The organism is Lichenifustis flavocetrariae, from assembly GCF_026130545.1.
Taxonomy (GTDB): domain Bacteria; phylum Pseudomonadota; class Alphaproteobacteria; order Rhizobiales; family Beijerinckiaceae; genus Lichenihabitans; species Lichenihabitans flavocetrariae.
Genome location: NZ_JAMOIM010000010.1, coordinates 136,824 through 159,644, shown reverse-complemented (window position 1 = coordinate 159,644; position 22,821 = coordinate 136,824). Strand labels below are relative to the sequence as shown.

The following is a 22,821-nucleotide window of genomic DNA, read 5'->3' as shown; positions in this document are numbered from 1 at the left end:
CACCCTCCACGAAATCGAGACGACCCGATGCGCCTGAATGTCTCCGCCTGGGCGATTCGGCATCCCGTGCCGTCGCTGGTGCTGTTCACCATCCTGCTGGTGCTCGGTCTCGTCGGGTTCCGCAGCCTTCCGATTACGCAGTTCCCGAATATCGACCTGCCCCTGGTGTCGGTGGCGGTCACGGAGCCGGGCGCCGCCGCGACGGAATTGCAGACCCAGGTGACGAAGCGCGTCGAGGATGCGGTGGCGGGCGTCGCCGGCGTCAAGCACATCACGTCGGCCATCAGCGAAGGCGTGTCGAGCACGACGATCGAGTTTCGTCTCGAGACCAACAGCGACCGCGCGCTCAACGACGTGAAGGACGCGATCGCCAAGATCCGCTCGGAACTGCCCCGCACGATCGATGAACCCATCGTGTCGCGCATCGATGTCGCGGGCCTGCCGATCGTGGTCTACGGCGTGTCGGCCCCGGCCATGACGCCCGAAGCGCTCTCCTGGTTCGTCGATGATGTGGTGGCGCGCCAGCTGCAGGGCGTGCGCGGGGTCGGCAGCGTCGAGCGTCTCGGCGGCGTCAATCGCGAGATCCGCGTCGAACTCGATCCCGACCGGCTCATGGCGCTCGGCATTACGGCGGCCGACGTGAACGCGCAACTGCTCCTGACCAGCGCCGACATGGCGGGCGGGCGCGGCGAGTTGTTCGGCCAGGAACAGTCGGTCCGCACGCTGGCCGGCGCGCAGAGCCTCGACACGCTCGGCGCGACCTCCATCATTCTGCCCGGCGGCCGCAAGGTGCGGTTGGCCGATCTCGCGAAACTTTCCGACACGGCCGAGGAGCCCCGCACCTTCGCCCGGCTCGATGGGCAGCCGGTGATCGGGCTCGCGATCTCACGCGCTTCGGGGGCGAGCGACGCCTCGGTGGCCGAGGCCGTGTCGCACAAAATGGCCGAGCTCAAGGCCAAGAATCCCGGTGTGATGTTTACGGCCATCGACTCGGCCGTCACCAACACGGTCGGCAACTACGATTCCGCCATGCACGGGCTTCTCGAAGGCGCCGGGCTCGCGATCCTGGTCGTGTTGATCTTCCTGCGCGACTGGCGCGCGACCCTGATCGCCGCCATCGCCCTGCCGCTGTCGATCCTGCCGACCTTCTGGGCCATGCAGATGATGGGGTTCTCGCTGAACCTCGTCAGCCTGCTCGCGATCACGCTCGTGACCGGAATCCTGGTCGATGACGCGATCGTCGAGATCGAGAATATCGCGCGCCACGTCAAGATGGGGAAGACACCCTACCGGGCGTCGCTGGAGGCGGCCGATGAAATCGGCCTCGCGGTCATCGCCATCACGGCGACGATCGTGGCGATCTTTGCGCCGGTAAGTTTCATGGGCGGGATCGCGGGGCAATATTTCAAGCAGTTCGGTTTGACGATCGCGGCCGCAGTGACCTTCTCGCTGCTGGTGGCGCGCCTGCTGACGCCGCTGCTCGCCGCCTATTTCATGCGGGCGCATCAGCATGCCGAACCGCGCGAGGGCTGGATCATGCGGGCCTACCTGCGGCTCGTCACGGCCTCGGTGCGGCACAAGTTCGTGACGCTGTTCATCGGGCTCGTCCTGTTCGCAGGCTCGATCGCATCGGTGAACCTGCTGCCCTCCGGCTTCCTGCCCAAGGAGGATCATGCGCGCACCCAGTTCGCCGTCGAACTACCGCCGGGGGCCAAGCTCGAAGAGACGCGCGCCGTCACGGATGAACTGGCGCGCAAGATCAAGACCATCCCCGAAGTCGCCTCGGTCTTCGTGGACGGCGGTCGCCTGTTGCCCGCCAAGCTCGAAATCCGGCTCGCGACACTGACCATCAACCTGACGCCCAAAGCCGACCGCAAGCGGACCCAGGAGGCGATCGAGATCGCCATCGGAGGGATTCTCCGCGAACAGCCCGACATTCGCTTCTGGTCGATTCGGGACAATGGCCAGCGCGACATCGCGCTGGTGCTCAGCGGGCCGAACCAGGCTGTCGTGACCGAGACGGCCGCGCGCCTGCAGCGCGAAATGGCGACCGTTCCTCACCTGGTGAATGTCATGTCGACCGCGCCGCTCGACCGCACAGAGATCCAGGTCAAACCACGGTCGGCCAAGGCGGCGGACCTCGGTGTCTCGACCAATGCGATCGCCCAGACGGTGCGGGTCGGGACGATCGGCGACATCGGCGCCAACCTCGCCAAATTCACCGACGGCGAACGACAGGTGCCGATCCGGGTCGAATTGCCGGCTGCGGCGCGGGGCGACATCGCGCTCCTGCGCACCCTGCGGGTGCCGACGATGAGCGGCGGCGCCGTGCCGCTGGAGGCTGTGGCCGATCTGTCGCTCAACCGCGGCCCGACCGCGATCGAGCGCTATGACCGGTCCGTGCGCATCGCCCTCGAAGCCGACACGCAAGGGTCCGACGCGCTGGGTGAGTTGATCAGCCAGGCCATGGCGCTGCCGACCGCCAAGAACCTGCCGCCGGGCGTGACGCTCAGCCAGGTCGGCGATGCCGAGATCATGAGCGAGGTCTTTTCGGGCTTCGCCATGGCGATGGGCACCGGCCTGATGATGGTGCTGGCGGTGCTCGTGCTCCTGTTCGGCAGCGTGCTGCAGCCACTGACCATCCTGTTCTCGCTGCCCTTGTCGATCGGCGGCGCGATCCTCGGCCTTCTGATCTTCCAAAAGCCGATCTCGATGCCGGTCGTCATCGGCATCCTCATGCTGATGGGCGTCGTCACCAAGAACGCCATCATGCTGGTCGACCTCGCGATCGAGGAGATGAAGGAGGGGGTCGATCGGGCGGCGGCCATTATCGACGCAGGTCGCAAGCGCGCGCGGCCGATCGTCATGACCACCATCGCGATGGCGGCCGGGATGATCCCGAGCGCCATGGCGTTCGGGATCGGTGGCGAGTTCCGGTCCCCGATGGCCATCGCGGTGATCGGCGGCCTGATCGTCTCGACGCTTCTGTCGCTCGTCTTCGTGCCGGCCATCTTCGTGCTGATGAACGACGGCCAGGTGGCGCTCGCCCGCTGGTTCGGCCGTCTGGTCGGTGGTGCGGACGACGACAGGCACCGGTCCGATGACCGTGCCTCCGCAGGCCCGATCGCCATTGCGGCGGAATGATCAACGCGACCGGTGAATCGCGTCTCGCATCCTGCGGTTCGGGGGCACCCTTACTGCTTCGCCTAGCCGGTTGCGAGCGCGTCGAACAGGAGTTTGTATCGGGCGCGCGTGACTGTCATGCTCTGATACCAGGTCGTCAGGTCGTCCCAAGGATCCTTGATCGTCGCCAGACCTGAGATGAACGCCACGATCGTGCCGACCTGCGTCCGGCCGGACACGACGAACCATCCGCCGATGCCCAGAATTCCGGCGATCCCGAGTTGATGGCAGAGGTTGGTCAGGAAGTTCATGGTGAACTTGAATTTGAACACGCCCATATTCAGGTCGAACACGTGGGCGAAACGATCGTCCTGGGCCTTGCGTCTGGTCTCCCCGTCCTCCTCCCCCACGAGGGCCGCGCTGGCGGACCGGAGCGTCGCGATCCGCTCTTCCGCACGGCGGGTGATCGCGCGTTGCATCAAGGGGACGAAGATGAATTGGGGAAGGAAGACGGCGGCGATGACGATGGCCATCACGGGCTGCAGGACAATGAGATAGCCGATCACGCTGATCATGATTCCAGCCTGCAGGGCCACTTCCGAGATCGACTCTCCCATGAACGCGCCCACAGGCTCGCTCTCGGAAATGATCATGGAAATATCCGTGCCTTCGCTCGCAGCCGTCGCGGCTGGTGCGCCGGTCACACCTTCCTGGCGCCGGTTGATGAAAGAGCGCAGGCTGCGGGTGGCATGTTCGGCAACCCAGCTTCGATAGATGTTGAACAGGAGCTTGAGGGACCCCTGCAGCACCACGACACACGCATAGGCCAGGACAAAGAAGCCGAGCGAGTGGAAGTTGCCTTCCTTGAGGGAGCGGTCGACGACGCGGCGCTGGATCTCGATCGGCGCGGTATTGAGGATCGCGATCAACCCCGATAGCGCGCACAGCCAAACCTGGTCGCCGCCGCTGATTCGCCAGACAAGCCCGTAATAGCCCCGAGGCAGGTGCTCGCCGGACAGCGTGCGACCACCGTCATTCGCTCTCCAGGGGGACGGCCATAGGCTGAACTGGCTGGATCGCGCCTTCAATCCGTCGATCCCGGTGCCCGCGGCTGGCCGCCAGCCACAGCTGCCGTGCGGGCGGACACGAGCCAGATGGCGCCGCCGAGGACGATGCCGTCCGGCCCATCATGGCTTGCGAGAGCAGATCGTACCGCGTCGATCAGGGCCGGCCGGTTCTCCGGCTCCGCGTCACCGAGAGCCCGCGAGGCCGGACCCACTTGCGTGAGGAAATCGAGGGCCGCGGTCGGACTACCGAGGTTCATCCGTGTGTGGTGCGGCTCGATCCGGATGTCTTCAAACCCCGCCGCATCGAGAATGCCACGCACCCGATCGGCATCCGCGAAAGCGAACGGTCCCGGCTCCAAAGGATCGGCGGGCGGTGCCGGTGGCAGAAGGGGCCGAAGGGCTGCCACGGGAACTTCGAACCAGGGGTTGGCCTTGAGGGGCTGCCAGCACGCGAAGGCGAGCCGGCCGCCGTCCACCAGCCCGGTCCTGATATTGGCGAAGGCCGCGACAGGATCGGCGAAGAACATCACGCCGAAACGGGAGAAGACCAGGTCGAACGTCCGCGGCGCGAACGTATGAGTCGAAGCATCCGCGAGCAGCAGCGTCGCTTGAGGCAGCGTCTCGGCCGCGACGCGCCGCTCCGCGACCGTCAACATGGGTTTCGACACATCGACGCCGAGGACATGGCCCGAACCGCCGACAGCCTGCGCCAGTCCAAGCACGGTCGCACCCGCACCGCAGCCGATATCGACGACCCGCTCTTCCGATTTCGGTGCGGCAAACGCCAAAGCCGCGCCGGTCAAAGGCGCGAAGACGGCATCGATCCGCGCCTGTAGAAGCGCCCAGCGCTCGCCCGCGACACTGTTCCAATAGGCGATCTGGTCGGTATTGGCCGGGCCGGCGGAAGAGGTAGCGGTCATGCTGCGGCTCACTTTCGTCGTCGCAGGGCGACGTGACCGGCCTGGTCGGCCATGGACGGGACATCCTGGGGTAGATCGAGGCCATTCAAACCTTGACCTGCTTGACGGACGCGCGGCAAGGCCCATTGTCGAGTCATGACATCAGATCCACGGACTCTCAAGAACATCGAGGTTCTTGTGCTGCGCGCCGACAAACCTCGGATCGGTTACACCTGGGAGTTGCGTCAATACGGAAAGGGCACGCCGATCATCGCCAGCGACGACCTGTTTCCGTCACAAGTCGAAGCGCGACGGTCTGGCCTCGAGGCCTTCGCGAAATTCATGGCCGCGGGATGATCTGACGCGCTCTGTGGAACGCCCAGACCGGCGCCAACTCCTCTATGTCCGGCGCTGCAGCATCGAGCCCAGCAGGTAACCTGCGGCTGCGGCGCCCGCGAGGGTCAGAAGTGGGGTAATCCCAATGTCTGCAACCCCACTCGAACGGAGACCTGAGGCAAGCGGCACTCTGCCGACCGATGCGGAGTTGGAGATCGGGTCCGTCTCAACCCGGGCCTGCGGCCGATCGCTGCCGCGTTCCACCTCATCGTGCCACCGCCCGGCTTCGTCCTCCCACGAGATCGCCTCATCTTCGCCGGGCACCCGCTGCTCGGCCGCGACAGCATCGGCCGTCGCCTGAGCGGCTTCCCGGGTCGGAAATGTTTCCGAAAAGACATCGCCGGCTTTGTAGGCCCAACCCCCGTCGTGTTCGACGATCCTGTAAACGACATCAACCATGTCGGGTCTCCTCCTGGTGGCGATGGCAACGCGTGAGCGGTGGGGCACAGCGCGGCCCCATCTTCTGACAACCGTTTCGCAGCGGGATCGTTCACAACGGATCATGCCTCGATGGTAGCGCGCGTTGCGGCGGCAACCGAGCCCATGGCGACCTCCCCCGAATAAAGGCAGCACGCAGGCCACAAGATCTTGCTCAAGGAATCTACTCACCCTAGACATGAGGTTCCAGATGGTGCTCCGGCCTGAATGTCCCCTGCCATCGATCCATCTCCGTCGAGAAGCAGCACCGTGCCTCCTCTGCGCGTGCTGCTGGCGGCTTCGCTCATCGTGCCAGCATTGCTGTTCGCAGGAGCCGCCTGGCAGGAACGGCGGGTGCTCATGGGCGAAGCGGCCCGGCGCGCCGAGAAGACCGCCGAAGTGCTGGAGCAGCATGCCGGGGCCGCGTTCAACGCTTACGAACTCATCTTCGCGCGGATCGCCGAACATTTGCGTGCTGTTCCCGATGAGTCCGAGGCCGCCCGTCACATCTACCTCGCCGGCATCGACCACGAGCTGAGGCAGGTCGGCTCGCTGTTCCTGGTGGATGCGAATGGCGAGGTTACGGCGCACAGCCGATACTTTCCGGTGCAGTCCAGCAATGTGATGGATCGCGATTATTTTCGCGCGTTGCGGGATGCCGCCGGTGCGCCGGCCGTGCCGACGGCCAGTGGCAGCCGATCTTCGGAACTCGACATCAGCGGCCTGGCGGTCGGAATGCCCGTCACGGGACGTTTTAGCGGGACGCCCAAGCTCAATATCGCCCGTGCCATCACGAGTCCGGACGGCCAGTTCGCGGGCGCCATCGCGATTTCAGTGTCGCTGGACTATTTCGAGGCGTTCTTCCGCACCCTCTCCGGTTCGTCCGCCGACACGATGGTGCTGGTGCGTTCCGACGGCGCCGTATTGGCCCGCAGCCCGGCGCTCTCCGGCGACCAGAGCGATCGACTCCGCGACCCGGACCTTAGTCGGGCGATCCTGACCCACATCGCGAATACCACAACCGCATATACCTCGCCGGTCGACAAGGTCGAACGTATTGCCGCCTATCGCAAGCTGGCCGCCTATCCGATCTATGTGGGGTATGGCCTCGGTACCGAGTCCGTGCTGGGCCGCTGGCGAGGGCACCTGGTCATCTATGGCGGCGTCGCGCTCCTGGCCGCCCTCACGCTGAGCGGTGTGACATGGCTCGCCCTGCGGGCCGCGCGGGAAGAAGATCGTGCGCGCGCCAGCCTCGTGAGCGAGATGGCGCGACGCGAGGCCGTGGAGGGCGCGCTGCGGCAAGCCCAGAAGATGGAGGCGGTCGGACAGCTCACGGGCGGGATCGCCCATGACTTCAACAATTTGCTTGGCGTCGTGCTGGGCAATCTCGAACTTCTAAGCACACGTCTGCCCGAGGACTCGCGTCTCCGTCGGTACGTCGACCGCGCCATCGAAGGGACGGAGCGCGGGGCCGTCCTCACGCAACGCATGCTCGCCTTCGCGCGTCGCCAAGACCTCAAGCTCGAACCCGTCGATGTCACCAGTCTCGTGCGAGGCATGGCGGACCTGCTCGCGCGATCGATCGGCTCGACCATCAAGATGGAACTCCGCTTCCCGGCCCGACTCACCTCGGCGCAAGTCGATGCGAACCAGCTCGAAATGGCGCTCTTGAATTTGGTTGTGAACGCGCGCGACGCCATGCCGAAGGGCGGAACGATCGTGATTTCGGGACGCGAGGAGGTCCTCGGTCCTGGCAACCCCCAGACACTTACCGAGGGCCGTTACGTTGTGCTCGCCGTCTCCGACACGGGCGTGGGCATGGACGCCGCGACCCTCACGCGGGCAGCGGAGCCGTTCTTCACGACAAAGCCGGTCGGCAAAGGGACGGGGCTCGGGCTTGCGATGGTGCATGGACTTGCGGCGCAGGCCGGGGGCACGCTGCGCATCGACAGCGAGCCCGGCCACGGCACGACCGTCGAATTGTGGTTGCCGCAAGCCGTAGGTGAAGCAGAAGCCGCACCAGTGCCGGCGATGGCCCACCGTGAGACGTCGATCCGTCCCTGCCGTGTGCTTCTCGTCGATGACGATCCATTGGTCCTGGCCGGAACAGCGGCGATGCTGGATGATCTCGGCCATCACGTCATCGAGGCCCGTTCGGGAGACGAGGCCGTCGCGGTCATCAGCGCCGGAACCGCCATCGACCTCGTGATCACGGATCATGTGATGCCGGGCATGACGGGCATCGAACTCGCGTCGCGGATCAGAACCCTGCGTCCAGGCCTGCCGATCGTTCTGGCCAGCGGCTTCGCGGAATTATCGGAGGTCGAGCTTTCGCAGCTCGCGCGACTGCCCAAGCCCTTCACGCTTGCCGCGCTGTCGCAAGCGGTCGCGGCGACATTGCAGGAGCGCGAACCCGAGACACAAGCATCGACGCAGCCTCACCGATCGGGCGGGGTTAGAGTTTAGAGGGCGTCGGTGCCTGCCGCCCGTGTAAGTCGGAGTATCCACTGATCCGGTCATTCGGCTCATCGCATGACCCCCGTATGGCCAAGCGAATAGCGGCCGGGTTGCGGCCAGATGGTCAGTCCATGCGGCGTGTGTCCGACCGGGATCTTGGTGACGGCACCGGTTGTCGTGTCGAACGCATAGACCACGTCATCGAAGCGCCCGGACACCCAGAGGTGCCTTCCGTCGGCGCTGACATTGCCCATGTCCGGGCTGCCGCCGTCGGGCACCGGCCACGTCGCCTCGACCTTGCGGGTCGCGAAGTCGATCACGGACACGCTGCCCGGACCATGCGGCGCTCCGCTAACCGCGTGCGATCCGCGATTGCAGACATAGAGCTTGGTGCCGTCCCGGCTCGGGTAGAGGCCGTGGGCACCGGGACCGGTGGGGATGAAGCCGATTTCCTGAAAGCTGTCGGCGTCGATCAGGCTCACGCCATCCGTCATCATGTTCGCCACATAGAACACGCGGCCGTCCGGTGAGATGCGGATGTCCTGCGGCATGCCGCCCCGAGACAGCTTGAGAATGCCGAGCAGCTTCCGCTCGCCGATGTCGATGCGGGCGAGGCTCCCGGCGAACTCGCAGGTGAAGATCGCCGTCCGGCCATCGGCCCCGAAATCCGCATGGTTGATGCCGCTACATTCCGGGATCGTCAGCGAATTCTGCATCGTCATCGTTTGCGGATCACGAAACTCCAAACGGCGCCGGGACTCCGCGACGACGATCGCGGCCGAGCCATCCGGCGTGAAATACATGTTGTAGGCGTCCTCCATCGGCAGCATCCGGGACACTTTGCCGGTCTGCGGGTCGATGCTGGCGAGGCTGCCCCAGGCCGAATGGCTTTCCGCGCTGCCGGTCACCCAGAGGGTCTTCAAGTCCCAGGATGGCACGATGTGCTGGGGCCCACGGCCCACTCCATAATGGTCGATGACCTTCATGGTGCCCGGATCGATGACATAGACATCGCGCGAGGCGACGTTGGGAACGTAGACCCGCTCCGGGACCCCCTTCACGGCCGCGCTGAGCTGACCGGCCGTGCTGTGGGCATAGACATTGGCCGGGGGGATGGCCACCTCGCGTGACCGGCGCCATTCTCCGATGTCAGCCGGCTGAAAGGCTTGCGCGCATGCCAGTTGACCCACGCCCACGCAAGCCGAGGCGGCGAGGGCCACACCAAGAAAAAGTCGTCGCAAAGAACGATCCCGCGTCGTGATCATGGATGGCTGGTGCGCGTGATGGCGACCTTGATGGCCGCAACGGTCCGGGTGACGATCGCCTCGATGGCCAACTGGCCCATCGCGGCGTTTGAACGCCGCGGGTCGCCGTAGACGCCGTTCACCGCGTCGAGATCGGCGGCGGCTTTGAGGGCGCCGGTGCGCACCATGGAGGGCGCCACCGCCATCGTCAGCGACGTGTCGGCAACCCCCGCATGGGTGCCGATCTCCGCGGCCGAATACCCATGCTGTTTGAGGATGAGGGAGAAATCCGTCGTCGCGCCTCGATAATAGTCCGGGATGAAGTGGGCTCTCGCGGGCGTGGCGGCCCAACGGCGGTTGAGGGCTTCGGCGACGGCGCCAAGGTCACTCTGATAACTCCCGTGTTCCCCGATCAACACCACATCCTTGAAACCATGCAGCTTGAAGCTCGCCGCAGCCGATTCGATCGTCTTGCGGAAGGCGTCGTCCGGAACCGTGATCGTGCCGGGGAAACGCATGTGGGACGTCGGTGGTTCAACCCCGCCTTCGGGCACATAGGCGACCACGGGCGCCACCAAAGTGTGGCCGAGCCGCCGCGCGATCGCCTCGGCCAGCACCCTGGCCCGCGCATCGTGTTTGCCGAGAGCCAAAGCGGGGCCGCTCTGTTCCACGCCGCCGACCGGAATGATGACGGTGGTGGTGCCGGCACGGATCTGGTCGCGAAGTTCCGTCCAGGTCAGATCTTCCAACCACACGCTGTCCGGAGCCTGGGCGCGTGCGGGCGCGACGAGAGCCGAAACAAGCAGAAGCGCGATTGCCGGAAGCCGCCGTCCGCGTGGGGTAGGGCCAAGGCCGATCAAATCAATCGCTCGCCTGCATGCTTCCGACATGGCACTCATTCGTGATCGGTTCCAGGTTCGGCTCGGGCGAGCCTTCGCACGTGTGAATGCGATAGACCGAACCGGAACACCAGCACGGAGGCGGGAAGAGAGCCGCTCGCCAGGTTCCGTGGATCGGCTGCCGCAGATTCACCGGACGCAAGAAAAACGATGAACGGAGGACGTGGTCATCGGGGTCGATATGGGTACGCAAAGCACCAAGGCCGTGCTGGTTGGACGGGACGGCACTATTCTGCTCAGGCGACACGGGCCTACGCGCCCGAACTGGGCCGAACAGCACCCGAATGTCTGGGTGGAGGCGGTCGAAGCCTGCTTGTCCGAGGTGGCGCGCCATCTGACGCCGTCCGACGTGCGGGGGTTTGAATCTCCAGCCTTTACGGCGGCTCCGGCATTCCGATCGATGCCGACATCGAACCGCTGGATCCGTGCCTGATCTGGATGGACCGCCGGGCCGAGGAGCAGGTGGCCTGAGTCACAGAATGTCGATCTGGCGCGTCTTGGCACCATCACGGCCGGCCTTCTAGCAGTCAGGATGGATGGACGCTCGCATTGGAGCCCCAGCCGAGCATTCCGTCACACGTCCCATCTGTCACTCAAATGAGACTCAGGACAGGCCACACCAAAAAAGCCCCAAGAGGGGCTGGACATTTGTGCAGGGTGCGAGCACTGTCCCACTGCGACTTCGGTCGCATGCCCTTCTTGGGCGTTTCCTCCCTAGACTTGGGCCGCTTGTGGTAACGCAGGCGGCTCTTTTTTCTTAGGCGGTCCTTAAAGCACGGCGTGCTGCCTTTCGCAAGGCTGATATGCGAAAATGGGCGTGGGTGTTCGACCAACATGCGGGTTCGACGATAACGAGTGCTGCTGGTGTTCGTCAGGTCATTCTGAGCACTTCTGAGCACCGGCGACGGCCAAGTCGGCTCTTGCATCGCGACGGCCATCGACGTTATGAGCAGTCACCCGACTGGACCCGGTGCAATTCCGGGTGGCTATTTCGGCCGCCGATCCGCCGAACAACGCATCACTCGCCTGTAACGCCGGTCATCCTCCGGCTCTGGCTCCTGATTGCGAGACCCACGACCCCCATGACTTTTGCCTCCATTCGTCAGGAATGGTTCCGCCGTCCTGTGCGCGAGATGCTCGCCGGCGCCGTCGCCACCTTTGCCCTCATCCCCGAAGTGATCGCCTTCTCGTTCGCGGCCGGCGTCGATCCCCAGGTCGGCCTGTTCGCCTCCTTCGTGATCGGCATCGTGATCGCCTTTGCGGGGGGACGTCCGGCGATGATCTCGGCGGCGGCCGGATCGGTCGCCCTGGTGGCCGCGCCGCTCGTCCATTCGCATGGCCTGCCTTACCTCCTGGCGGCGGGCGTGCTGGCCGGCGCCCTGCAGATCCTGTTCGGCCTGTTCCGCATGGGCGTCCTGATGCGCTTCGTGTCGAAGTCGGTGCGCACCGGCTTCGTCAACGCACTCGCCATCCTGATCTTCTCGGCACAGGTCCCGCAGGTCATCGGCGGCGGCTGGATCACCTATGCGGTGCTGGCGGCCGGACTGGCGCTGATCTACATGGTGACCCGCGTGACGACCGCGATTCCCTCGCCGTTGATCTGCATCGTCATCCTCACGGCAGCCTCGGTCGTCTTGCACCTGCCGGTCAGGACCGTGGCGGATCTCGGTCGACTGCCGGACGCACTGCCGCTCTTCGCATGGCCGACCGTTCCGCCGACTTTCGAAACCCTCCACATCATCGCCGCACCGGCCTTGGCGATCGCCATGGTGGGCCTGCTGGAATCGCTGATGACCGCCAGCGTCGTCGACGATCTCACCGACACGCCCAGTTCGAAGAACCGCGAATGCACGGGCCTCGGTCTCGCCAACATCGCGGCGAGCCTGTTCGGCGGCATAGCCGGTTGCGGCATGATCGGCCAGACCGTCAGCAACGTGAAATACGGCGGCCGAGGCCGGCTCTCGACCCTGTTCGCGGGCGCCTTCCTGCTGATCCTCATGGTGGCGCTCAAACCGTGGGTGTCGCAGGTTCCCGTCGCCGCCCTCGTCGCCATCATGGTCATGGTGTCGATCGACACGTTTGACTGGTCATCGCTCCGCACCCTTGTGGCGCATCCGAAGATGTCGAGCGTCGTTATGCTGGCGACGGTGCTGGTAACGGTCGCGACTTCGAACCTGGCGCTCGGCGTCACCGTGGGCGTTCTCCTGAGTGGGGTCTTCTTCGCCTTCAAGGTCGCGGGCTTGCTGCGCATCGAGACCGAGGCCGATCTCGCAGCCAAGCGCCTGACCTATCGGGTGTCAGGTCAGGTGTTCTTCGCCTCCGCGGACATCTTCGTCGATGGGTTCGATGTGCGTGAGGCTGTCGGCAAGAGCGTGCTGATCGACGTGTCGGAGGCGCATTTTTGGGACATCACGGCCGTGGCGGCCTTGGACAAGGTGGTCCAGCGGTTCAGAGCACATGGCATCGCCATCGAGGTGGCGGGGGCGAACGCCGCCAGTTCGACATTGATCGAGCGGCTCGACAAGGCGGCGGCGCTCGGCGGCTCCTGAGACGGCCTGCCGGGCCTACGTCCGACGGGGCTTTCGGTGCCCCCTTGGCGGACGCACCTGCAAGGCCGGACTCGACTCTCTTGCATGTTTGAACTAGAACAAAAAGTGAACAAAAAGCGAGTCGGAGCCTGCGCCATGATCGAGGGAGAACGTGTTCGTCTCAAGTCCGATGCCCCGCTTCGGCGGCAGCATCCCGAGCTGGCCGAGGCGATCGGGATCGTGAGTAGCGTCATTCGGAAAGGATCGCTGTCGGCCGGCCAGGAGAGCGTGAAGATGCACGTGCGGTTTCAGCCACCGGTCAACCTGGTGGCCTTCAACGTACCGGCCGCGCAATTCGAGCCGGCGGAGCGGATCGAGCCGAGGCCGCGAAACCTTTGAACGGGCTTGAGTGAGGGGCTCTACTCACTCGTGAGCCGCAACGCGGCCGCGGCCGCGAAGGGGGCGCCCGCGAGCGTAAAGAGGCTCAGTCCGCAGAGCACCAGGAATGGCGTCAGGAACGGCACCGGGCCGGTACTGCTCGCCGCGGCGGCCGACACGCCGAAGATCAGCACGGGAATCGCGAGCGGCACCGTGATTACGGCCAGCAGCAGGCCGCCGCGCCGAAAGCTTGCGGTGAGCGCGGCGCCGATCGCCCCGAGCAACGTCAAAGCGGGTGTGCCGACCAGCAGGGTTGCGACCACGCTGGCCAAGGCCGTGCCGTCGAGCGCGAAGGTGAGGCCGAAGATGGGCGCCGCGATCACCAGTGGCAGCCCGGTGGTGCACCAGTGCGCCGCGCATTTGACGATCACCACCAGTTCGAGCGGGACGGCGCTCATGCGCAGTTGATCGAGGCTCCCGTCGTCGTGATCGGCCTGGAACAGCCGGTCGAGCCCGAGCAAGGTCGCGAGCAGCGCCGCGATCCACAGGATGGCGGGTCCGATGCGGCGCAGGAGCGTGAGATCCGGCCCGACCGCGAAGGGCACGATGGTGATGAGGGCCAAAAAGAACATGACGCCCGTCAACCCGCCGCTGCCGACCCGGCGCGCGACCGCGATCTCACGCCCGAACAGGGCCACCAGGGGCGCGATCACGATCGGCCGAGCCGCAGCACGGTGGTGGCGAGTGCCAAGGGGGCATGCAGCGCCATGACGGCCAAGCCGCCGCGGGCGAGATGGGCCTCCAACAAGCCGACCAGAAGTGTCTCCGATGGTTGGTCGAGCGCGGTCGCGGGCTCGTCGAGGAGCCAGAGCGGGCGATGCGCGGTCAAAAGGGACGCAAGCGCGATGCGCCGCTTCTGTCCGGCCGAGAGAAGTCCCGCCGGGAATTCGGCGCAATGGCTGAGCCCGACGGCCGCGAGAGCGGCGGCTGGCGGGAGTCCGTCGCCCATCGCCCATCGCCGTTGAAATTCCAGGTTGTCGAACGCCGTCAGCCCGGCCTTCAATCCGTTGGAATGTCCGAGATAATGTGCGCGTTCGCCCAAAGGCGCAGCATCGTCGTCCCGGCCGAGGCGCAGACCGACCTCGCCCTGCTGCTTGGGCAGCAGGCCCGCGATCGTCCGCAGCAGGCTCGATTTGCCGATGCCGTTCTCGCCCATCACGGCCAGGGCAGTTCCGGCCGGGACCGCGAAGGACAGATTCGCGAACAAGCGACGGCCGCTTCGTTCGACGGACAATCCGCTGACCGTCAGGCCTTCGACGCTCCGCACCCAAAACTCTCCCGCTATGCAAAAAATCCACTGCAGACCGCTCTGTTATCGGTCTAGTTTGGAATCATCTATAAGTAGCCAACCTCGCCTTACCGGAACGAGTCAGGGACGCCATGACCTCGCACGACAGTTTTAAATCCCGCAAGACGCTTCAGGTGGGAGATACCACCTATACGTATTTCTCGATCGTCGAAGCGGAAAAGAACGGGCTCGAAGGGATTTCCAAGCTGCCCTATTCGATGAAGGTGCTGCTCGAGAACCTGCTGCGTAACGAGGATGGGCGAACGGTGACGAAGGAGCATATCGGCTTCTTCGTGAACTGGCTGTCGAGCCAGGGCAAGGACGAGAAGGAAATCGCCTTCCGGCCGGCCCGTGTGTTGATGCAGGATTTCACCGGCGTGCCGGCCGTGGTCGATCTCGCGGCCATGCGCGACGCCATGGCCAAAATCGGCGGCCCGGTCGAGAAGATCAATCCGCTGGTGCCCGTCGATCTCGTGATCGATCACTCGGTCATCGTCGACGAATTCGGCACCCCCAAGGCCTTCGACGACAATGTCGCGCTCGAATACCAGCGCAACGGGGAGCGCTACAAGTTCCTGCGCTGGGGGCAGGGCGCCTTCAATAACTTCCGCGTCGTGCCGCCGGGCACCGGCATCTGCCACCAGGTCAATCTCGAATACCTGTCCCAGACGGTCTGGACCCGCGAGGAAGATAGCTACGACGGCAAAATCACGGTCGCGTATCCGGACACGCTGGTCGGTACCGATTCGCACACCACCATGGTCAACGGCCTTGCCGTGCTCGGCTGGGGCGTCGGCGGCATCGAGGCGGAAGCCTGCATGCTGGGCCAGCCGCTCTCCATGTTGCTGCCGCAGGTGGTCGGCTTCAAGCTGACCGGGAAGCTCAAGGAAGGCCGCACCGCGACCGACCTCGTGCTGACCGTCACCCAGATGCTGCGTAAGCTCGGCGTCGTGAACAAGTTCGTCGAATTCTTCGGCCCCGGCCTCGATGCGCTGTCGCTCGCCGACCGCGCCACGATCTCCAACATGGCGCCCGAATATGGCGCGACCTGCGGCTTCTTCCCCGTGGATGGCGAGACGCTCAACTATCTCGACGCCTCGAATCGCGATCCCGCCCGCATCGCGCTGGTGAAAGCCTATGCGGAGGCGCAAGGCATGTTCCGACTCGCTGAGAGCCCGGACCCGATGTTCACCGAGACCCTCGACCTCGACCTCGGCGACGTCGTGCCCTCCCTCGCCGGCCCGAAGCGACCGCAGGACCGGGTGACGCTGGAATCGGCCAAGAACGGTTTTCACGTCTCGCTTGAAAAGGAATTCAAGAAGCCCGGGAAGAGCGAGGAGCGGTTCAAGGTCGAGGAGAGCAACTTCGACCTCGGCCACGGCGATGTCGTCATCGCCGCCATCACGTCCTGCACCAACACTTCGAACCCGAACGTCATGATGGGTGCCGGTCTGCTGGCCCGCAAGGCTGTCGCCAAGGGCCTGAAGACCAAGCCGTGGGTAAAGACCTCGCTGTCGCCCGGCAGCCAAGTGGTGGGTGAATATCTCGAAAAGTCCGGCCTGCAGGCCGACCTCGACGCGCTCGGTTTCAACCTGACGGGCTATGGCTGCATGACCTGCATCGGCAATTCGGGGCCGCTGCCGGCGCCGATCTCGACAGCCATCAACGATCACGACATCGTGGCCGCCGCCGTGATCTCCGGAAACCGCAATTTCGAAGGGCGCGTCAACCCGGACGTCAAGGCGAACTATCTCGCCTCGCCGCCGCTCGTCGTCGCCTACGCCCTGGCCGGATCGATGAACGTCGACCTCACCACTGAGCCGCTTGGGATCGGGTCCGATGGCCAGCCCGTCTATCTGCGCGACATCTGGCCCTCGAAGGAGGAGGTCGAAAGCCTGCACAAGAAATCCGTCACCAAGGAAGTGTTTCACAACCGCTACGGCAACGTGTTCCAGGGTGACAAGCACTGGCAGACGGTGGAGCGCGAGGGGGGCGAAACCTATCGCTGGATGCCGGGCTCGACCTACGTCCAGAACCCGCCCTATTTCGAGGGCCTCACCAAAGCGCCCCTGCCGATCGCCGATATCGAAAACGCCCACATCCTGGCACTGCTCGGCGATTCGATCACGACCGACCACATTTCCCCGGCCGGTTCCATCAAGGCGGCCTCGCCGGCCGGCAAATACCTGCTCGAACATCAGGTGCGTCCGGCCGACTTCAACCAGTACGGCACCCGGCGCGGCAATCACGAGGTGATGATGCGCGGCACCTTCGCCAACATCCGCATCAAGAACCAGATGCTGCCGGGTGTCGAAGGCGGCATGACCAAGCACTTTCCGTCCGGCGAGGCGCTGCCGATCTATGACGCCGCCATGCTGTACAAGCAGGAAGGCGTGCCGCTGGTGATCTTCGCCGGCAAGGAATACGGCACCGGCTCGTCGCGCGACTGGGCCGCGAAAGGCACGCGGCTGCTCGGTGTGCGGGCCGTGATCACCGAAAGCTTCGAGCGCATCCACCGCTCGAACCTGGTCGGCATGGGTGTGCTGCCCTTGACCTTTGTGGACGGCATGACGTGGGCCAAGCTCGACCTCAAGGGTGGCGAGACGGTCTCGATCGCCGGGCTTTCGTCCGGGTTGAAGCCGCGCCTCGAAATGGAGGCCGTGATCACCCATGGCGACGGCCGCCAGGACCGGGTCCCGCTCATCTGCCGGATCGATACGATGGACGAGCTCGACTACTTCAACAACGGTGGCATCCTGCCTTACGTGTTGCGCAGCCTCGCGGCGTAAGATGATGCAATTCCTTCTCCCGTGTGAACGGGAGAAGGGTCAAAGGTACCGATGTCCAAGACCACGCCCGCGACGCTCGCCCTGACCAAAGCCGGCGTCGCCTTCACCCTCGTGAATTACGACTACGACCCCGATGCCGAGCGGATCGGGCTTCAAGCCGCCGAGGCGATCGGCGCCGATCCGCGATGCGTGTTGAAAACCCTCATGGCGACGGTGGACGGCAAGCCGGTCTGCGTGATCGTGCCCTGCGACCGGGAGGTCAGCATGAAGAAGCTCGCGGCCGCGTTCGGCGGCAAGGCCGGCGCCATGATGAAGCCGGCCGATGCGGAGCGCCTCACCGGCTACAAGGTCGGAGGCATCAGTCCCTTCGGCCAGCGCAAGCGTGTCCCGACCGCGATCGAGGAAGGCGCCTTGAGCGAACCGCATGTCTTCATCAACGGCGGCCAACGCGGCCTTCAGGTGCGGCTCTCCCCTGGCGAGGCCAAAACCGTGCTCGACGCCAAAGTCGCGCCGATCGTGGCCTGACCATCAAGACGTCGTCTGGCAGACATCCACCCAGATGGCGCCCGTCAGCGACGCCATCCGGTCGGGTGTGATGCGGACGGCGCTGTTGATGGCGCCCGCTGCGGGCACGACCTCGTCGAAGTCCTTGAGGGACAGGTCGCAGTAAACCGGGAGCGGCGTCGCCAGCCCGAAGGGACATACGCCGCCGACCGGATGCCCGGTGAGGGCCACGACCTCGTCGGGTCCGAGCAGCCGCGGCTTTGCGCCGAACGCGGCCTTGACCTTTTTATTGTCGAGCCGCGCATCGCCGCGCGTGACCAGCAGGACCACATCGTTGCCGACCCGGAGCGACAGGGTCTTGGCGATACGGGCCGGTTCGACCCCATGGGCTTCGGCGGCCAGCGCCACGGTGGCGCTGCTGCTCTCGGACATGAGGATGCGGAGGTCGGGCGCCCTTTCGGCGAGAAAACTGCGGACGGATTCGAGGCTCATCCCGTCTTTGTCGCGTGCCGGCGGCGCATCGGCAACCACGAATCGACGACCAATTGATGCGCGCAACTGGTATTCCGGGGATTAAATCTCGGCCAGGATTGTATGGGTGACGCAACCGCACCTCAAACTTCGCTATTGTGCATTGCGACAAACGCAGCAGGAGTGTTGAATGCCAATCTCGACCGGTCGTTCCCGCCCCAGCGGCAACCATGCCGCGGAAAAGCTTTTCGATGGCGTGCGCGAATTCCGCGAAAAAGTCTTTCCCGAGCAGCGCGAGCATTTCGAGAAGCTCGCCGAGGGCCAAAGCCCCGGCACACTCTTCATTACCTGCGCCGACAGTCGCGTCGTCCCCGAAATGCTGACCCAGACCGAGCCCGGAGAACTGTTCGTCTGCCGCAACATCGGCAACATCGTGCCGACCTATGGCGAGATGCTCGGGGGCGTGTCGGCTGTTATCGAATATGCCGTCATGGCGTTGAAGGTGAAGAACATCGTGATCTGCGGCCATTCCGACTGCGGCGCCATGAAGGGCCTGCTGCACGTTCATGACAGCGCGCTCGATGCCATGCCGACCGTGCGCTCATGGTTGCGCAACGCGGAAGCCGCCCGCACGGTGGTGGAGGCCACGCGAGGGGATTTGGAGGGCGATGACAAGGTTCAGGCGCTCGTCGAGCAGAATGTCATCACCCAGCTGCAGCACCTCGAAACGCATCCGTCCGTCGCCGCGGCCCTCGCCACGGATCGGATCGCCTTGCATGGCTGGGTCTACGGCATCAAGGGTGGCGACGTGCGCGCCTACGATGTCGAGACAAAGCGCTTCGTTCCGCTGCATGATCTGACGCCGGCCGAGGTTGCCTGAGCGGATGCTGGTTCGTTCAAACCTCAGAGTTGAGGAAGTCGTTCGGGAGACTTGGCGTCCCCTCGCGGTCTTCTTCGTCCTCGATCTTCTCGTGACGATCGCCTATGTCGGGTTTGGATGGACGTGGATCACGCCCAATTCGATCCCGCTGCCGCTGCTCGGCACAGGACTGGCCGTCTTTCTGGGTCTGCGCAACAACACCGCCTATGCGCGGTGGTGGGAGGCGCGAACGCTGTGGGGCGCCGTGGTCAACCACTCGCGCAGCCTTGCGCGCTCACTCTCGGCGATGATGACCAATCCGGAATCGCAACCGGCACGCCATCGGATCATCCAGCATCAGATCGCCTTCGTGCATGCGCTGAGGCTGTCGCTCCGACGTGAGGACGTTCCGCGCAAGCTCGTCCGCTTCCTTGCGGAAGACGATCTCGACGTCGTCAGATCTGCCGCGAATATCCCTTTCGCGATTCACACCCGCATGGCGGAGATGATTGGCGAGGAATTGCGGGCGAACCGCATCGATTCCATCGAGGCGTCGGCGCTGAACACGATCATGAGCGATCTGTCGAACGCGCAGGGCGGCCTGGAGCGCATCCGTAACACGCCTATGCCACGACAATATGCGGCCCTGCCGGGCGTGTTCGTGTCGATCTACTGCGTGCTGCTGCCGTTCGGTTTCGTGCCGGAACTCAATTTCCTCACGCCGCTTGGCTCGGCCGCGATCGGCCTGATGTTCCTGACGCTCGACATGTCGGGACGGCATCTCGAAGACCCGTTCACCCGGTCGGCGCATGAGATCCCTATGACGGCCATCACACGCACGATCGAAATCGACTTGAAACATACGCTCGGCGACGAAAATCGGCCCGCGCCGCTTCGCCCCGTCTTCGGCGTTCTGACCTGACGCCAAGAAAAAGCCCGGCACGAGACCGGGCTATTCCATCTACATCCTCAATTCAGATCGCGGATGTGATCCAGCGCTGAAGCTCGCCCTTCGGGGCCGCGCCGACCTTTTTCGAAGCGACCTGGCCGTCCTTGAACAGGAGCAGCGTCGGGATCGACTGAACGCCATATTGGGTCGTGATGTTGGGATTCTCGTCGATGTTGAGCTTGGCGACCTTGATCTTGCCCTTCATCTCGCCCGCGATTTCCTCGAGGGCCGGCGCGATCATGCGGCACGGGCCGCACCATTCAGCCCAAAGATCGACAACCACGGGCTCAGCGGATTTGAGAACGTCCTCGCTGAAGCTTGCGTCCGTAACCTTGATGGTCGCGCTATTCGCATCGGCCATGATGAACCTCGCTCAACCAGAGCCGCGGAATGGGCTCTTCTTCCCATCAGAGGTAAGACTGCCATCGAACCGCGTCAAGGAAGCCTCGACCCGGAACATGTCGCTTTCACGAAGCCTTGCGGTGCGAGGCTGATTTGTCCGAAGAGGCGGCCCGTTTGGCCGGCGCCCGGCGGCTTCGCGACGCCGGTTTCGTCTTGTCCGCCGCTTTGGCGCTTTCCCGCAGCGCTGAGAGCAAATCCGAAGCCTTGCTCGGAACAGGCGCCGGCCGTGCCTTGAGAGGACGGCCCTCGATTTTCGCCCGCACGAGGTCCGCCACGGCTTCCTCGTAGCGGTCGTCGAAGGCTTTCGGATCGAAGCTCCCCATCTTGGTCTTGATGATGTGGCGCGCGAGCTCGATCATCTCATCTTCAATCTTGACCTCCGGGATGGAGTCGAAGGCGTCTTCGGCCGACCTGACCTCGTAGTCGAATTTGAGGAGCGTCGCGATGAGGCCGTCGTCATGCGCGCGGATCAGCACGGTGCGGACCCGGCGAAACAGGATCGCCGAGGCAATGGCGGCCGCTTTCTTGGCCTTCAGGCCGTCCAGCAGCAGCGCGAAGACAGGTGCTCCGACCGGATCGCTCGGGGTCAGGTAGTACGGACGGTCGAAATAAACCGTATCGATCGACTGACAGGCCACGAAGGTCCGGATCGCAAGCGTCTTGTCATTGTCCGGGATGGCGGCCGCGATCTCCTCCGGCTCGATCATGATCGTCTGCCCGGCGCCGGTGTCGTAGCCCTTGACCTGATCGGCCGGCGGAACCGGCTTTCCGGTTTCGCTGTCGATAAATTCCCGATGCACACGGTGACCCGTCTTGCGGTTCAGCGTGTGGAAAGCAATGCGATCCGATGTCGACACCGCCGTGTACAGGGAGACGGGGCATTGGAGCTCGCCAACCCTCAGGGAGCCCTTCCATACGGCGCGCGGTGCCATCACATCCCTCCTCGATCGCGACTCAACGATATCGTGATGCGCTGGTTCCCGGCCGCCGACAGGGCTCTGGGCTCCGTGCTCAAATAATGCTGCAAAGCAAACGTCTGCCAAAACATCGATTTCGGGTGGAATACTGGAAAATCCGAGCATCGACCACTTTGGCGCCCGTCAAGTCTATGCTATTAGGGCATGGCGGCAACGCGGCTCGGCCCGCTTTATCGTGAAGCACGCTGGATAGGTATGACCTCCGTACCGAACTTGCATGTTCAGCGTGCTTCATCATAGAGCGGTTCTTGAGCTCCCGGGGTGTGGGTGTCTTAATGGACTGGCGTCCCTGTTGAAGCCCCGGACGGGGTGTCGTTGCGCATGGCCGCACGGGCTTCATGTTTGGCGGGAATCGCGATAACGGTCCACCCGGATGTTCGCACGCCGATCAAGCTACGGCGCGTCAACGTCTCTGATCACGTCGTAACGAAGACGAACGAAGCCATTGTCCAGCGCTTCGCAGTTCCGCAGCTTCAGCCTGATTCCTGGTGTGGTCTGCCCCTCATGATCGAAGAGGGCCGGCACGCCGCTGCCGCCATCGACGGCCGGGGCGAGGAGCAGGTTCAGTTCGTCCACAAGACCGGCCGCGAGGAACGAGCCGTTGATTTTACCCCCGCCCTCGACCAGCAATCGACGGATTCCGAACTCACGGCGCAGCGTCTTCAGCGCCATAGCGAGGTCGATCGTGTCGCGGCCGCCGAAAATATAGGAGACGCCAGACGCCCGCAGGGCGTTGAGATGCGCATCCGAGACGGTTTCTGACAGCACGACAACGACGTGATCCCCGTCGATCGCATTGCGGGCGCCCCAGTGCAGGCGGCCCCCGAAATCGAGCGCGATCGCGTAGCCAGGGGCGGCCCGATTGACGATATGGCTGACCCGCGGCACCGGCGTCGGATCGCTATCGTCGGTCGGCTGCCCGCGTGTATAGCCCTGCATCGTGATGCGCCCGCACATCCAGGCGTCGCCGTTCAGGCTGGCATGTACCTCCTCGTAGAGCGAGCCGACCTCGATCCCGCCCCAACGGCGGGACTGGATCCGCCCATCCACCGAACTCGCCATATGCACGATGACGCGGGGCCTGTCTTCGCTATCGGATGTCATGGCCAATCTG

Annotated in this window: 20 protein-coding genes, 1 pseudogene and 1 other annotated feature; of the genes and pseudogenes, 10 read left to right on the top strand and 11 right to left on the bottom strand. The window is 64.5% G+C overall.

All coding sequences use genetic code 11. The features are described 5' to 3' along the window. Positions 1–27: 27 nt before the first annotated feature. Positions 28–3,144 (top strand): efflux RND transporter permease subunit, encoded by a 3,117-nt coding sequence (locus tag M8523_RS16440; RefSeq protein ID WP_282585972.1) that lies wholly within the window; start codon positions 28–30, stop codon positions 3,142–3,144. Positions 3,145–3,206: 62 nt separating this feature from the next. Here M8523_RS16440 and M8523_RS16435 read toward each other — a convergent pair whose 3' ends face one another. Together M8523_RS16435 and M8523_RS16430 are read right to left on the bottom strand one after the other, a co-directional pair. Continuing rightward, the gene (locus M8523_RS16435; RefSeq protein ID WP_282585971.1) at positions 3,207–4,211 is read right to left on the bottom strand and encodes an ABC transporter transmembrane domain-containing protein; all 1,005 of its coding nucleotides are present in this window, start codon (positions 4,209–4,211) and stop codon (positions 3,207–3,209) included. Beyond that, the gene (locus M8523_RS16430; RefSeq protein ID WP_282585970.1) at positions 4,208–5,110 is read right to left on the bottom strand and encodes a class I SAM-dependent methyltransferase; all 903 of its coding nucleotides are present in this window, start codon (positions 5,108–5,110) and stop codon (positions 4,208–4,210) included. The genes M8523_RS16435 and M8523_RS16430 overlap by 4 nt, the downstream gene beginning before the upstream one ends. Before the next feature lie 135 nt (positions 5,111–5,245). On the opposite strand from M8523_RS16430, the gene M8523_RS16425 reads away from it, so the two are divergent. Then, positions 5,246–5,446: a hypothetical protein gene (locus tag M8523_RS16425; RefSeq protein WP_282585969.1), complete on the top strand. Its 201-nt coding sequence runs from the start codon at positions 5,246–5,248 to the stop codon at positions 5,444–5,446. A 207-nt stretch (positions 5,447–5,653) separates the two neighbouring features. On the opposite strand, the pseudogene M8523_RS16420 reads toward M8523_RS16425, so the two are convergent. Next, positions 5,654–5,884: pseudogene (locus M8523_RS16420) on the bottom strand (DUF2188 domain-containing protein); the annotation flags it as partial. A 288-nt stretch (positions 5,885–6,172) separates the two neighbouring features. Here M8523_RS16420 and M8523_RS16415 point away from each other — a divergent pair. Next, positions 6,173–8,368, top strand: a complete 2,196-nt coding sequence (locus M8523_RS16415; protein ID WP_282585968.1) for an ATP-binding protein — start codon at positions 6,173–6,175, stop codon at positions 8,366–8,368. A gap of 59 nt (positions 8,369–8,427) precedes the next feature. On the opposite strand, the gene M8523_RS16410 is transcribed toward M8523_RS16415, so the two are convergent. Then, positions 8,428–9,600 (bottom strand): YVTN family beta-propeller repeat protein, encoded by a 1,173-nt coding sequence (locus tag M8523_RS16410; RefSeq protein WP_282585967.1) that lies wholly within the window; start codon positions 9,598–9,600, stop codon positions 8,428–8,430. 20 nt (positions 9,601–9,620) lie between these two features. After that, complete coding sequence (locus M8523_RS16405; RefSeq protein WP_282585966.1) at positions 9,621–10,493, bottom strand: creatininase family protein; 873 nt, start codon at positions 10,491–10,493, stop codon at positions 9,621–9,623. Between the two features lie 172 nt (positions 10,494–10,665). On the opposite strand from M8523_RS16405, the gene M8523_RS16400 reads away from it, so the two are divergent. The 3 genes from M8523_RS16400 to M8523_RS16390 all read left to right on the top strand — a co-directional run bounded on the left by M8523_RS16400 (position 10,666) and on the right by M8523_RS16390 (position 13,429). Then, complete coding sequence (locus M8523_RS16400; protein ID WP_282585965.1) at positions 10,666–10,935, top strand: FGGY family carbohydrate kinase; 270 nt, start codon at positions 10,666–10,668, stop codon at positions 10,933–10,935. Between the two features lie 527 nt (positions 10,936–11,462). Next, positions 11,463–11,518: a sequence feature (sul1 is cis-regulatory element that is thought to sense ions involved in sulfur or methionine metabolism; They are found in Alphaproteobacteria), on the top strand. 66 nt (positions 11,519–11,584) lie between these two features. After that, positions 11,585–13,051, top strand: coding sequence for a SulP family inorganic anion transporter (locus M8523_RS16395; RefSeq protein WP_282585964.1), 1,467 nt, complete (start codon positions 11,585–11,587; stop codon positions 13,049–13,051). 135 nt (positions 13,052–13,186) lie between these two features. Then, positions 13,187–13,429: a hypothetical protein gene (locus M8523_RS16390; protein WP_282585963.1), complete on the top strand. Its 243-nt coding sequence runs from the start codon at positions 13,187–13,189 to the stop codon at positions 13,427–13,429. 20 nt (positions 13,430–13,449) lie between these two features. Here the strand turns inward: M8523_RS16390 and ccmB are convergent, their stop codons facing one another. Next, a complete protein-coding gene (ccmB, locus tag M8523_RS16385) occupies positions 13,450–14,121 on the bottom strand; it encodes a heme exporter protein CcmB (protein WP_282585962.1) in 672 nt (223 codons plus the stop codon). Beyond that, positions 14,118–14,735: a heme ABC exporter ATP-binding protein CcmA gene (gene ccmA, locus M8523_RS16380; protein WP_282585961.1), complete on the bottom strand. Its 618-nt coding sequence runs from the start codon at positions 14,733–14,735 to the stop codon at positions 14,118–14,120. The genes ccmB and ccmA overlap by 4 nt, the downstream gene beginning before the upstream one ends. Before the next feature lie 113 nt (positions 14,736–14,848). On the opposite strand from ccmA, the gene acnA reads away from it, so the two are divergent. Together acnA and ybaK are read left to right on the top strand one after the other, a co-directional pair. After that, the gene (gene acnA, locus M8523_RS16375) at positions 14,849–17,545 is read left to right on the top strand and encodes an aconitate hydratase AcnA (RefSeq protein WP_282585960.1); all 2,697 of its coding nucleotides are present in this window, start codon (positions 14,849–14,851) and stop codon (positions 17,543–17,545) included. Between the two features lie 51 nt (positions 17,546–17,596). Further along, the gene (gene ybaK / locus M8523_RS16370) at positions 17,597–18,070 is read left to right on the top strand and encodes a Cys-tRNA(Pro) deacylase (RefSeq protein ID WP_282585959.1); all 474 of its coding nucleotides are present in this window, start codon (positions 17,597–17,599) and stop codon (positions 18,068–18,070) included. Between the two features lie 3 nt (positions 18,071–18,073). Here the strand turns inward: ybaK and M8523_RS16365 are convergent, their stop codons facing one another. Beyond that, positions 18,074–18,541, bottom strand: coding sequence for a YbaK/EbsC family protein (locus tag M8523_RS16365; RefSeq protein WP_282585958.1), 468 nt, complete (start codon positions 18,539–18,541; stop codon positions 18,074–18,076). Between the two features lie 169 nt (positions 18,542–18,710). Here M8523_RS16365 and M8523_RS16360 point away from each other — a divergent pair, with 169 nt between their 5' ends. Beyond that, on the top strand, positions 18,711–19,400 hold the full coding sequence (locus tag M8523_RS16360; RefSeq protein ID WP_282585957.1) for a carbonic anhydrase: 690 nt from the start codon (positions 18,711–18,713) through the stop codon (positions 19,398–19,400). Positions 19,401–19,404: 4 nt separating this feature from the next. Then, the gene (locus M8523_RS16355) at positions 19,405–20,301 is read left to right on the top strand and encodes a bestrophin family protein (protein ID WP_282585956.1); all 897 of its coding nucleotides are present in this window, start codon (positions 19,405–19,407) and stop codon (positions 20,299–20,301) included. A 52-nt stretch (positions 20,302–20,353) separates the two neighbouring features. On the opposite strand, the gene trxA is transcribed toward M8523_RS16355, so the two are convergent. The 3 genes from trxA to M8523_RS16340 form a co-directional block, all read right to left on the bottom strand. Next, on the bottom strand, positions 20,354–20,689 hold the full coding sequence (gene trxA, locus M8523_RS16350) for a thioredoxin (RefSeq protein WP_282585955.1): 336 nt from the start codon (positions 20,687–20,689) through the stop codon (positions 20,354–20,356). 106 nt (positions 20,690–20,795) lie between these two features. Further along, complete coding sequence (gene ku / locus M8523_RS16345) at positions 20,796–21,662, bottom strand: non-homologous end joining protein Ku (protein WP_282585954.1); 867 nt, start codon at positions 21,660–21,662, stop codon at positions 20,796–20,798. Positions 21,663–22,100: 438 nt separating this feature from the next. Beyond that, the gene (locus M8523_RS16340; protein ID WP_282585953.1) at positions 22,101–22,811 is read right to left on the bottom strand and encodes a dihydrofolate reductase family protein; all 711 of its coding nucleotides are present in this window, start codon (positions 22,809–22,811) and stop codon (positions 22,101–22,103) included. Positions 22,812–22,821 lie beyond the last annotated feature (10 nt).

Bases quoted from the DNA above. Each gene is read 5' to 3' on its own strand.
- M8523_RS16440 (WP_282585972.1), top strand. From the start codon at position 28: ATGCGCCTGAATGTCTCCGCCTGGGCGATTCGGCATCCCGTGCCGTCG.
- M8523_RS16430 (WP_282585970.1), bottom strand. From the start codon at position 5,110: ATGACCGCTACCTCTTCCGCCGGCCCGGCCAATACCGACCAGATCGCC.
- M8523_RS16425 (WP_282585969.1), top strand. From the start codon at position 5,246: ATGACATCAGATCCACGGACTCTCAAGAACATCGAGGTTCTTGTGCTG.
- M8523_RS16405 (WP_282585966.1), bottom strand. From the start codon at position 10,493: ATGTCGGAAGCATGCAGGCGAGCGATTGATTTGATCGGCCTTGGCCCT.
- M8523_RS16395 (WP_282585964.1), top strand. From the start codon at position 11,585: ATGACTTTTGCCTCCATTCGTCAGGAATGGTTCCGCCGTCCTGTGCGC.
- M8523_RS16390 (WP_282585963.1), top strand. From the start codon at position 13,187: ATGATCGAGGGAGAACGTGTTCGTCTCAAGTCCGATGCCCCGCTTCGG.
- acnA (WP_282585960.1), top strand. From the start codon at position 14,849: ATGACCTCGCACGACAGTTTTAAATCCCGCAAGACGCTTCAGGTGGGA.
- ybaK (WP_282585959.1), top strand. From the start codon at position 17,597: ATGTCCAAGACCACGCCCGCGACGCTCGCCCTGACCAAAGCCGGCGTC.
- M8523_RS16365 (WP_282585958.1), bottom strand. From the start codon at position 18,541: ATGAGCCTCGAATCCGTCCGCAGTTTTCTCGCCGAAAGGGCGCCCGAC.
- M8523_RS16360 (WP_282585957.1), top strand. From the start codon at position 18,711: ATGCCAATCTCGACCGGTCGTTCCCGCCCCAGCGGCAACCATGCCGCG.
- M8523_RS16355 (WP_282585956.1), top strand. From the start codon at position 19,405: ATGCTGGTTCGTTCAAACCTCAGAGTTGAGGAAGTCGTTCGGGAGACT.
- trxA (WP_282585955.1), bottom strand. From the start codon at position 20,689: ATGGCCGATGCGAATAGCGCGACCATCAAGGTTACGGACGCAAGCTTC.
- ku (WP_282585954.1), bottom strand. From the start codon at position 21,662: ATGGCACCGCGCGCCGTATGGAAGGGCTCCCTGAGGGTTGGCGAGCTC.
- M8523_RS16340 (WP_282585953.1), bottom strand. From the start codon at position 22,811: ATGACATCCGATAGCGAAGACAGGCCCCGCGTCATCGTGCATATGGCG.